The organism is Flavobacterium sp., assembly GCF_025352015.1.
GTDB lineage: Bacteria > Bacteroidota > Bacteroidia > Flavobacteriales > Flavobacteriaceae > Flavobacterium.
Map to the genome: position 1 here is coordinate 22,695 of NZ_JANXUG010000039.1, position 9,360 is coordinate 32,054.

Here is a 9,360-nt window from a genome sequence, read left to right on the forward strand (position 1 = left end):
CAAACTATTTTTGTAATAATCTAAAAAACTAAAGCAATCCCGCTCGTTTCAACAAAGCTTCTGGTTTAGGTTCCTGTCCGCGGAAACGTTTGTACAATTCCATCGGCAATTCAGTTCCACCTTTTGACAATACATTGTCCTTAAATTTTGTGGCAACTTCTTTATTAAAAATTCCTTTTTCCTGAAAATACGCAAATGCATCGGCATCTAAAACTTCTGCCCATTTGTAACTGTAATAACCCGACGAATAACCACCCTGAAAAATGTGTGAAAAGGAAACGCTCATGCAATTTTCAGCGACATCTGGATATAAAGATTTGCCCTCAAAAGCTTCTTTTTCAAACGTTTTGATATCAATAATTTGGTTTGGATTATTACTATGAAACGCCATGTCGAGCAATCCAAAACTAATTTGGCGCAACGTTGCCATACCTTCAAAAAAACTGGCACTTTTTTTAATTTTATCAACATATCCTTCTGGTATAATCTCGTTTGTTTCATAATGTCGGGCGAAAATAGCCAAAGCTTCTGGTTCGTAACACCAGTTTTCCATTACTTGACTTGGCAACTCAACAAAATCCCAATATACCGATGTTCCCGACAGACTTGGATACTTTGTATTGGCCAACATGCCATGTAAGGCGTGACCAAATTCATGAAACAAAGTTGTTACCTCGTTAAAAGTTAATAACGAAGGTTTACTCCCCAAAGGAGGTGTAAAATTGCACACAATTGAAACATGTGGTCTTTGGTTTACACCATCTTTACTATATTGTGGTTTAAACGAAGTCATCCACGCACCATTGCGTTTTCCTTTTCTTGGAAAAAAATCAGCATAAAAAATAGCAACTAACTCTTTTTGTAAATCTAATACTTCAAAAGTCTGAACGTCTTCGTGGTATTTATCGATGTCAAAAACTTCCTTGAATGTGATTCCGAAAAGCTTTTCAGCAATAGTAAACGCACCGTTCAAAACATTTTCGAGTTTGAAATAGGGTTTTAAATGCTCGTCATCAAAATCGAATAATTTCTGTTTCAATTTTTCAGAATAATACGCTCCGTCCCATTTTTCTAATTGGTCAATCCCATCAATCCCTGATGCAAAAGCAGTTAATTGAGCAAATTCTTTTTGTGCTGCAGGTTTTGCTTTGGATAACAAATCATTCAAAAACGAAGTTACTTTTTCCGGATTTTGCGCCATTCGCTCCTCTAAAACAAAATGAGAATGGGTTTTATATCCTAATAAATTGGCGCGTTCAAAGCGTAGTTTAGCAATCTTTAACGTAATTTCCTGATTATCGAATTTGTTGTTTTGGAATGCTTTTTTTCCGTTGGCAACGGCTAGTTCTTTTCGAAGTTCACGGTTGTCGGCATACGTTACAAACGGGATATAACTGGGATAATCCAAAGTAAAAATCCAACCCTCAAGGTTTTTGGATTTTGCCAAACTCTCCGCTGCTTCAATGGTTCCTTCGGGCAAGCCTTTTAATTCTTTTGCGGTTGTAATATGTAGTTGATAATTATTGGTTTCAGCCAAAACGTTTTCACCGTATGTTAGTTTAAGTTTGGCCAATTCGGAATCAATTTCTCGTAAACGCTCTTTTTTTTCGTTCGATAATAACGCTCCGTTTCTTGAAAAACTTTTGAATTTTTTATCCAATAAAGTGGTTTGTTCCGGCGTTAATTTTAAAGTATCTTTTTGTTCGTAAACCAATTTTACACGTTTGAACAACGCTTCATTTAGGGCTATATCATTGCTAAATGCAGTGAGCAACGGAGAAACATCTTGTGCTATTTTCTGCATTTCGTCATTGGTTTCAGCCGAATTGAGATTAAAAAAAATTGAGGATAATCTATCTAATGCTTCACCAGAAAATTCTAGTGCTTCTATGGTATTTTCAAAAGTTGGTGTTGCTGGATTATTTATGATGGTATCGATTTCGGCTTTTGCCGCAGCGATATTTTCAACAAAAGCGGGATTATAATCTTCTAATTTTAGTAGCGAAAATGGTGCTGTATTGTATTTAGTATTGAATTTTTGAGTAAGTATTTTCATTTAAAGATAATTAATTTATTTTTTCATTTCGTCCGATGACTTGTTCACCGCATCTTTAAGGCTTTCTTTGTATAAAATAATTTTATCCAAAACAAGTTTATCGTGACTTCCGATAATTTGAGCCGCCAGAATTCCGGCATTTTTGCCGCCGTTCAGTGCCACAGTTGCCACAGGAACTCCACTGGGCATTTGTAAAATAGACAAAACCGAATCCCAGCCATCAATAGAATTACTTGATTTTACCGGAACGCCAATTACCGGTAATGGCGACAGCGATGCCACCATGCCTGGCAAATGCGCTGCACCACCAGCACCAGCAATAATTACCGAGATGCCCCGAGTGTGCGCTTTTTTGCTAAACTCAAATAATTTTTCGGGTGTTCTATGTGCCGAAACAATGTCAACCTCGGTCTCGATATCAAAACTTTTTAGAATGTCAATCGCTTCCTGCATGATTGGTAAGTCGCTTTGACTTCCCATGATTATTGCTACTTTCATTTTTTTAATCTTTCAATTTTCTATTTTTTACTTATCACTCTAATTGTATTCTTCACTTCTTCCGCAATCCGTCTGACTTCGTTCATATCTTCATTAACAATCGTTACGTGTCCCATTTTGCGGAAAGGCCTTGTTTCTTTTTTGCCATAAATGTGGGGTGTCACACCTTTAATAGCCATTATTTTTTCGATATTTTCGTAGATTACGTTTCCGTAAAAACCGTCAGCACCAACCAAATTTACCATAATTCCTGCCACTTTGCTGTCGGTACTTCCCAAAGGCAAATCTAAAATGGCACGCAGATGATTTTCAAATTGCGAGGTATAACTAGCTTCGATGCTATAATGTCCTGAATTGTGAGGTCTTGGCGCGACTTCATTTACTAAAATTTCTTCGTCATGGGTTTGGAACATTTCTACGGCTAGCAACCCGACATGATTATAGGCGGTTGAAACTTTTAGGGCAATTTCGTTGGCTTTTTTGGCATTATTGTAATCAATTCTAGCAGGGCAAATCACATATTCTACCTGATTGGCTTCGGGATGAAATTCCATTTCAACTACAGGATATGTTTTGACCTCTCCCGAAACAGAACGGGCAACAATTACAGCCAGTTCATTTTTAAACGGAACCATCTGTTCGGCAATACATTCTACATTGGGTAAGTTTTCTAAATCCGAAATCGAGCGCACCACCTTAACACCATTCCCGTCGTAACCAAATTGAGCCGCTTTCCAAACAAAAGGCATCTCGACGCAGCTTGTTTTGAGTGTAGACGTAAGGCTCGATGTGACAGCAGACTTTAGGCCATCAAGGTCAACAAATCGTTTAAAAGCCGCAGTTGGAATTTGATTCTCAACATAAAAATCCTTTTGTATGCCTTTGTTTTGAATCAATCGTAAGGTTTTTGGTGATGGAAAAACTTTTAATCCATCGGCTTCCAATTTATCCAAAGCATCAAGATTGACGTTTTCAATTTCGATGGTCAGCAAATCCACTTTTTTACCAAATTCATACACAATATCAAAATCCATCAAATCGCCAATAAAAAAATGAGTCGCACCATATTGACACGGAGCATCCATACTAGGGTCTAAAACATAAGTTTGAATATCGAATTTTCTTGTTTCAGAAAGCAGCATTTTGCCTAATTGTCCGCCACCGAGAATGCCCAGTTTAAAATTGGAGGAAAAGTAATTCATTGGCCGTACTTATAGTTTTTTATTGGTCACATGTAGTCGCTTCGCTCGTGTGATTGTATTTTGTGTTTGTACAAAGATAAATTTTCAATTGATAATTTCAATTGATAGTTGATAATTTTAAATCTTGTTATAATTGGTCATTTTAAATTCATAATGGAATATCTAGCAGTTTATTTAAGATTTTCATCGCTAATTTCTAACTTCTAACTCCCAACTTCTTATATTTGCGGCTTATTAAAATTTGAAAAAATGATACACCTTCACGACAAAACGTTTGAACCATTTATTTCTGCAGAGGAAATAGACTTTGCAATCAAAAACATGGCAAAACAAATGGATGATGATTTTTTTGATGAAGTTCCTGTTTTTGTTGGTGTTTTGAACGGATCATTCATGGTAATGAGTGATTTGATGAAACAATACAGAGGTATGTGTGAGGTGAGTTTTGTAAAAATGACATCTTACGAAGGAACCGAAACTACAAACGAAATAAAACATTTAATTGGACTTAACCAAGATTTAGAGGGCAGAACGGTGGTCATTGTTGAAGACATTGTAGATACAGGTAATACTGTCGAAGAGCTGAAAGCTATTTTCAAACAAAAAAAAGTCAAGCTTTTAAAAATCGCGACACTTTTCTTCAAACCCGAAGCCTATAGAAAAGACATCAAAATAGATTACGTAGGGATAAGAATTCCTAACAAATTTATAGTAGGTTATGGTTTAGACTACGACGGATTAGGAAGAAATTTGCCCGACATTTATCAATTAACACAGTAAAGAGTTGTAAGTTGTAAGTTCTGGGTTTTAAGTTTAAAATAATGTAATTGACCAAAGACAACAACATACAACATATAAAATACAACATATAACTTTTACTAAAATGATTAACATCGTTCTTTTCGGAAAACCTGGCGCAGGAAAAGGTACACAAGCTGAATTTTTAAAAGAAAAATACAATCTGACGCATCTTTCAACAGGGGATATTTTTAGATACAATATTAAAAATGATACCGATTTGGGAAAATTGGCAAAAACCTTTATGGACAAAGGTGATCTCGTGCCCGACGAAGTGACCATTCAAATGTTGCAAAGCGAAGTAGATAGAAATCCTCAATCCGCAGGGTTTTTATTTGATGGTTTCCCACGAACCTTGGCGCAAGCGCATGAATTGGACAACTTTTTGCAGTCAAAAGGACAAAGCATAACGGCAACAGTAGCACTCGAAGCCAATGACACTATTCTAATAGCTCGATTGTTAGAAAGAGGAAAAACTTCTGGAAGACCAGACGATCAGGACGAAGAAAAAATTAGAAACCGGTATGACGAATACAATCAAAAAACTGCGCCATTAATGCATTATTATAAAGACCAAGGCAAATTTCACGCCGTTGATGGGATTGGAACTATTGCAGAAGTAACGGAACGTTTGACTAACGTTTTTAATAAATTTAGTTGATTATTGATAGTTGTCAGTTGTTGCTAAATTCACCATCGCCATCAACCCACAACCCACAACTAACAACCAATTCAAATGGAAATTCTCATCATTCTTTTTTTAATTCTGCTCAACGGTGTTTTTTCTATGTCCGAAATCGCTTTGATATCGGCACGTAAAAACCGATTGGAAACAGCTGCCAAAAAAGGAAGTAAAGGCGCAAAAACGGCGCTCGATTTACTTAATGCACCCAATAAATTACTATCAACAGTTCAAATAGGGATTACACTCATCAGTATTTTAACAGGGATTTATTCTGGTGATAAAATCACAGAACATACACAAGTATTTATAGAAGGATTTACCACATTAAAACCCTATTCACACTCCATAGCCGTTGGAATTGTGGTGTTACTACTAACCTTTTTTTCTCTAGTTTTAGGTGAATTAGTTCCCAAAAGAATTGGACTAAACCATCCTGAAAATATAGCCAAAGCAGTAGCATTACCTATGAGAATCGTATCGCAAATCACGGCACCATTCATTTGGTTGCTCACCCTAGCTACCGATGGATTACTCAAATTATTGAAAATAAAACCTACCGCCGACGGAAAAGTAACCGAAGAAGAAATAAAAGCCATCATCAAAGAAGGAACCGAAGGTGGCGAAGTTCAAGAAATAGAACAAGATATTGTGGAACGTGTTTTCCATATTGGCGACCGCAAAATTAATTCGTTGATGACACACCGGCAATCGATAATCTATCTTTCTTTGAGTGATTCTGTTGAAGAATTAAAATCTAAAATGTTACACGAATTACATTCTGTATATCCGGTTTGCGAAGAAAATATAGACGATGTACAAGGCGTGGTCTTACTTAAAGATTTGTTCAAAAGTTTTGAAACTGGCGCATTTCAATTAAAGTCGATCATCAAAGAACCTGCCTATCTTATAGAACACACGTCGGTTTACAAGGCGTTGGAAAATTTTAAAAAAACAAAAGTACATTATGCATTAGTGACCGATGAGTACGGTATTTTTCAAGGCATAATTACACTCAACGATATTCTGGAAGCTTTAGTGGGCGATGCTTCCGATTTTGATCAAGACCAATACCAACTGCTACCCCGAGAAGACGGGACCTGGTTAGTTGACGGCTTATATTCGTTACACGATTTTTTAACCTATTTTGATATGGATGAGTTAACCAACGACTATGAGGTAACCACTTTAAGCGGATTGATTATGACCGAAATGGGAAAAATTCCAAAAGAAGGTGAAATACTAATTTGGAACAAACTGCAATTAGAAATAATCGATATGGACGGCGTTAAGATAGATAAAGTGCTGGTAAAAGCGTTAAAAGAATAATTAGGTTTAAGGTGTGAGGTATTGATTATATGGTTATTGTGAATTGTTAACCCAAACCTAAAACCTCAAACCCTAAACCCCAAACCCCCAAAAAAATGACAGAAGGAAATTTTGTAGACTACGTAAAAATATATGTTTCTTCAGGAAAAGGAGGCAAAGGATCTTCGCATTTGCACCGAGAAAAATTCATCGAAAAAGGCGGTCCCGATGGTGGCGATGGTGGTCGCGGTGGACACGTTATCTTAAAAGGAAACAAAAGTCTTTGGACGCTCTTTCATCTAAAATTTGCGCGTCACGTCAAAGCCGGTCACGGTGGCGATGGCGGAAGCTCCCGCAGCACAGGTCATGATGGCGAAGACAAAACCATCGAAGTACCATTAGGAACCGTAGTGCGTGATAAAGAAACCAACGAAATTCTATTCGAAATTACCCAGCACAACGAAGAGAAAACACTCATAAAAGGCGGTAAAGGCGGTCTAGGAAACTGGAATTTTAGAAGCTCGACCAATCAAACACCGCGCTACGCCCAACCCGGAATGCCTTCGGAGGAAATGGATGTTACCCTGGAACTAAAAGTCCTTGCCGATGTAGGACTTGTAGGGTTTCCCAATGCAGGAAAATCTACCTTGCTCTCCGTCTTAACCTCCGCCAAACCCAAGATTGCCGATTATCCTTTTACCACTTTAAAACCCAATTTAGGAATTGTTGCCTACCGCGAATTCAAGTCGTTCATCATCGCTGATATTCCGGGAATTATAGAAGGTGCCGCCGAAGGAAAAGGGTTGGGTCATTATTTCCTGCGACACATTGAGCGCAACTCAACATTATTATTTCTCGTTCCTGCCGATGCCGATGATATTAAGAAAGAATACGAAATCCTATTAGACGAACTACGTCGCTACAACCCCGAAATGTTGGATAAAGACAAACTTATCGTGGTTTCTAAATCCGACATGCTCGACGACGAACTCAAAGCCGAACTCAAAACACAACTCGACATACAATTCAAAGGAACGCCCTATCTTTTTATTTCTTCAATCGCCAATCAAGGACTAACCGAACTCAAAGACAAACTATGGGAAATGCTGAATGTTGATAGTGAAGAACAGGAAAACAGTCATGGTATTTAAAACAAAATTCGTCATCTTGTTAAATGTCATCTCCTAAAAAAACTTGACACATTTCTAAACCCAAAATAGAAATTGTCATCTCCTAAAAAAACTTGACACATTTCTAAACCCAAACTAGAAATGGAAACATTAAAAAAGGAGTACCGAGTTTCAGATTATTTTGAAAGAACTGACGAGAATTTTAGTTATGAAAAATCTTTTAGACGCTGGTTAGTTTTTGAGATAGAAACCAAAAAAATGACTATTAAAGAAGCTACAGAAAACTTCAATATCTCTTATTCGACAGTTTATAAGTGGCGAAATAAATATGCTCGAGAAATGGTTTTACCTTTGCAAGATATGACAGCAGAAGAAAAACAAAAAATGGAGTTGGTTCAAAAACAATTAAAAGAAGCAGAAAAACAATTGGCTGATGCAAGTATACCACCAACTCCAATCATTTTTATAAAAAATATCCCAATTTGATAAGGTATTTAACGGTTTTTGAAGCAGGAAAACTCTGGGTAAGCGACATAACTTACATTCGTATGAATGCAGGATTTGCCTATTTGAGCATCATCACAGATGCCTATAGCCACAAGATTGTTGGATATAAATTGCATCCAACCTTGCATGCTAAAGGAGCAATCGATGCCTTAATGATGGCTAGTAAAGACACCCAGATAACCAAAGAACTAATACAACATACCGATAGAGGAATTCAATATTGTTGCCATGAATATGTAGAAATGATTGATTATTTAAACATTCAAATGTCAATGACAGAAAACGGTGATCCCTATGAAAATGCCATAGCAGAAAGAATAAACGGAATTTTAAAATACGAACACGGTCTAAAAGAAACCTTCAAAAGCTATCAAACAGCTCAAAGCGCTGTAGATATTGCTGTTAAAGCCTATAACGAACTGCGCATACACGACAGTTGTAACCGATTAACTCCAATAAAAGCACATGAAGAAAAAGGAGTTTTGAAGAAATACTGGAAGAAAAAAGTATTTACAAAGAAGCAATAAAAACAATCTAAAAATCAGGAATAACAATAAAGACAGCATGGTTTTTAGTAATGAAAAACAAGGGTAAAGTAATTGTAGTAATAACAAAATAATTGTAAAAATGATTAGAAATAAAGCCCCAACATGACATGATAAAACAAGATTAAAAACAGCAAAAAAATAATTTTTGTCATTAATATAAAACGGTGTAATATTACATTAGAAATTAAAAATTAGTTGACATAAAAATTTAGTAATTAATAACAAAATGTGTCAAGTAATTTTAGGAGGGGTCACCGCAAGAAAACTAATTGCTACCGCAATTAGTTTTCTTGTTACCGCATTTGTATTTATGGCTTCCGCATTTATATTTATTGTAACCGCAGAAAGAAATATTGCTTCCGCATTTGTATTTATAGCAACCGCAGAAAGAATTATTGTAACCGCAGAAAGAAATAGAAAAACTACTTTGAAAAAGACATTAAGTAGTCAGAATGAAGGGCAGCCACTAACAGGTACTATCTTAAAAAATAAATTTTCTAAACTTTATTTTTCTAAATTTGTATTAGCAAAGAGGAAGCCTACTGTGATTTTTCAGTGAATGTTTACCTTGTATAGCCTCAACTTGATTGAGGCTATTTTTTTGTGTTGATTCGGCTTTTTCAAAGCCGAG

At 36.3% G+C, this 9,360-nt stretch carries 10 protein-coding genes; 7 read left to right on the forward strand and 3 right to left on the reverse strand.

Annotated features, from left to right (window positions below; all coding sequences use genetic code 11):
• Window positions 1-28: 28 nt before the first annotated feature.
• Genes Q0Q96_RS04140 through Q0Q96_RS04150 form a run of 3 tightly spaced genes read right to left on the reverse strand, consistent with a single transcriptional unit; the run spans window position 29 to window position 3,756 of the window.
• The gene (locus tag Q0Q96_RS04140; RefSeq protein WP_293871967.1) at window positions 29-2,056 is read right to left on the reverse strand and encodes a M3 family metallopeptidase; all 2,028 of its coding nucleotides are present in this window, start codon (window positions 2,054-2,056) and stop codon (window positions 29-31) included.
• 15 nt (window positions 2,057-2,071) lie between these two features.
• Window positions 2,072-2,554, reverse strand: a complete 483-nt coding sequence (gene purE / locus Q0Q96_RS04145; protein ID WP_293871968.1) for a 5-(carboxyamino)imidazole ribonucleotide mutase — start codon at window positions 2,552-2,554, stop codon at window positions 2,072-2,074.
• Between the two features lie 20 nt (window positions 2,555-2,574).
• Entirely contained in the window at window positions 2,575-3,756 is a 1,182-nt protein-coding gene (locus tag Q0Q96_RS04150) for a 5-(carboxyamino)imidazole ribonucleotide synthase (RefSeq protein WP_293871969.1), read from the reverse strand.
• Window positions 3,757-4,005: 249 nt separating this feature from the next.
• Between Q0Q96_RS04150 and hpt the strand changes: the two genes are divergently transcribed.
• The 7 genes from hpt (at window position 4,006) to Q0Q96_RS04185 (ending at window position 9,288) form a co-directional block, all read left to right on the forward strand.
• Window positions 4,006-4,536 carry a hypoxanthine phosphoribosyltransferase gene (hpt, locus tag Q0Q96_RS04155; protein ID WP_293871970.1) on the forward strand — a complete coding sequence of 177 codons (531 nt, stop codon included), beginning with the start codon at window positions 4,006-4,008 and terminating at the stop codon, window positions 4,534-4,536.
• A gap of 103 nt (window positions 4,537-4,639) precedes the next feature.
• Window positions 4,640-5,215: an adenylate kinase gene (locus Q0Q96_RS04160; RefSeq protein ID WP_293871971.1), complete on the forward strand. Its 576-nt coding sequence runs from the start codon at window positions 4,640-4,642 to the stop codon at window positions 5,213-5,215.
• A gap of 75 nt (window positions 5,216-5,290) precedes the next feature.
• Window positions 5,291-6,565, forward strand: coding sequence for a hemolysin family protein (locus Q0Q96_RS04165; protein ID WP_293871972.1), 1,275 nt, complete (start codon window positions 5,291-5,293; stop codon window positions 6,563-6,565).
• A gap of 95 nt (window positions 6,566-6,660) precedes the next feature.
• Window positions 6,661-7,695: a GTPase ObgE gene (obgE, locus tag Q0Q96_RS04170; RefSeq protein ID WP_293871973.1), complete on the forward strand. Its 1,035-nt coding sequence runs from the start codon at window positions 6,661-6,663 to the stop codon at window positions 7,693-7,695.
• Between the two features lie 120 nt (window positions 7,696-7,815).
• Window positions 7,816-8,160 carry a helix-turn-helix domain-containing protein gene (locus Q0Q96_RS04175; protein ID WP_293871974.1) on the forward strand — a complete coding sequence of 115 codons (345 nt, stop codon included), beginning with the start codon at window positions 7,816-7,818 and terminating at the stop codon, window positions 8,158-8,160.
• Window positions 8,157-8,708, forward strand: coding sequence for an IS3 family transposase (locus tag Q0Q96_RS04180; protein WP_293871975.1), 552 nt, complete (start codon window positions 8,157-8,159; stop codon window positions 8,706-8,708). Before Q0Q96_RS04175 ends, Q0Q96_RS04180 begins: the two co-directional genes overlap by 4 nt.
• Before the next feature lie 247 nt (window positions 8,709-8,955).
• Window positions 8,956-9,288, forward strand: a complete 333-nt coding sequence (locus tag Q0Q96_RS04185; protein ID WP_293871976.1) for a hypothetical protein — start codon at window positions 8,956-8,958, stop codon at window positions 9,286-9,288.
• Window positions 9,289-9,360: the final 72 nt, after the last annotated feature.

Excerpts from the sequence above, each read along its gene's own strand:
- Q0Q96_RS04140 (WP_293871967.1), bottom strand. The coding sequence starts at position 2,056 with ATGAAAATACTTACTCAAAAATTCAATACTAAATACAATACAGCACCA.
- purE (WP_293871968.1), bottom strand. The coding sequence starts at position 2,554 with ATGAAAGTAGCAATAATCATGGGAAGTCAAAGCGACTTACCAATCATG.
- Q0Q96_RS04150 (WP_293871969.1), bottom strand. The coding sequence starts at position 3,756 with ATGAATTACTTTTCCTCCAATTTTAAACTGGGCATTCTCGGTGGCGGA.
- hpt (WP_293871970.1), top strand. The coding sequence starts at position 4,006 with ATGATACACCTTCACGACAAAACGTTTGAACCATTTATTTCTGCAGAG.
- Q0Q96_RS04160 (WP_293871971.1), top strand. The coding sequence starts at position 4,640 with ATGATTAACATCGTTCTTTTCGGAAAACCTGGCGCAGGAAAAGGTACA.
- Q0Q96_RS04165 (WP_293871972.1), top strand. The coding sequence starts at position 5,291 with ATGGAAATTCTCATCATTCTTTTTTTAATTCTGCTCAACGGTGTTTTT.
- obgE (WP_293871973.1), top strand. The coding sequence starts at position 6,661 with ATGACAGAAGGAAATTTTGTAGACTACGTAAAAATATATGTTTCTTCA.
- Q0Q96_RS04175 (WP_293871974.1), top strand. The coding sequence starts at position 7,816 with ATGGAAACATTAAAAAAGGAGTACCGAGTTTCAGATTATTTTGAAAGA.
- Q0Q96_RS04185 (WP_293871976.1), top strand. The coding sequence starts at position 8,956 with ATGTGTCAAGTAATTTTAGGAGGGGTCACCGCAAGAAAACTAATTGCT.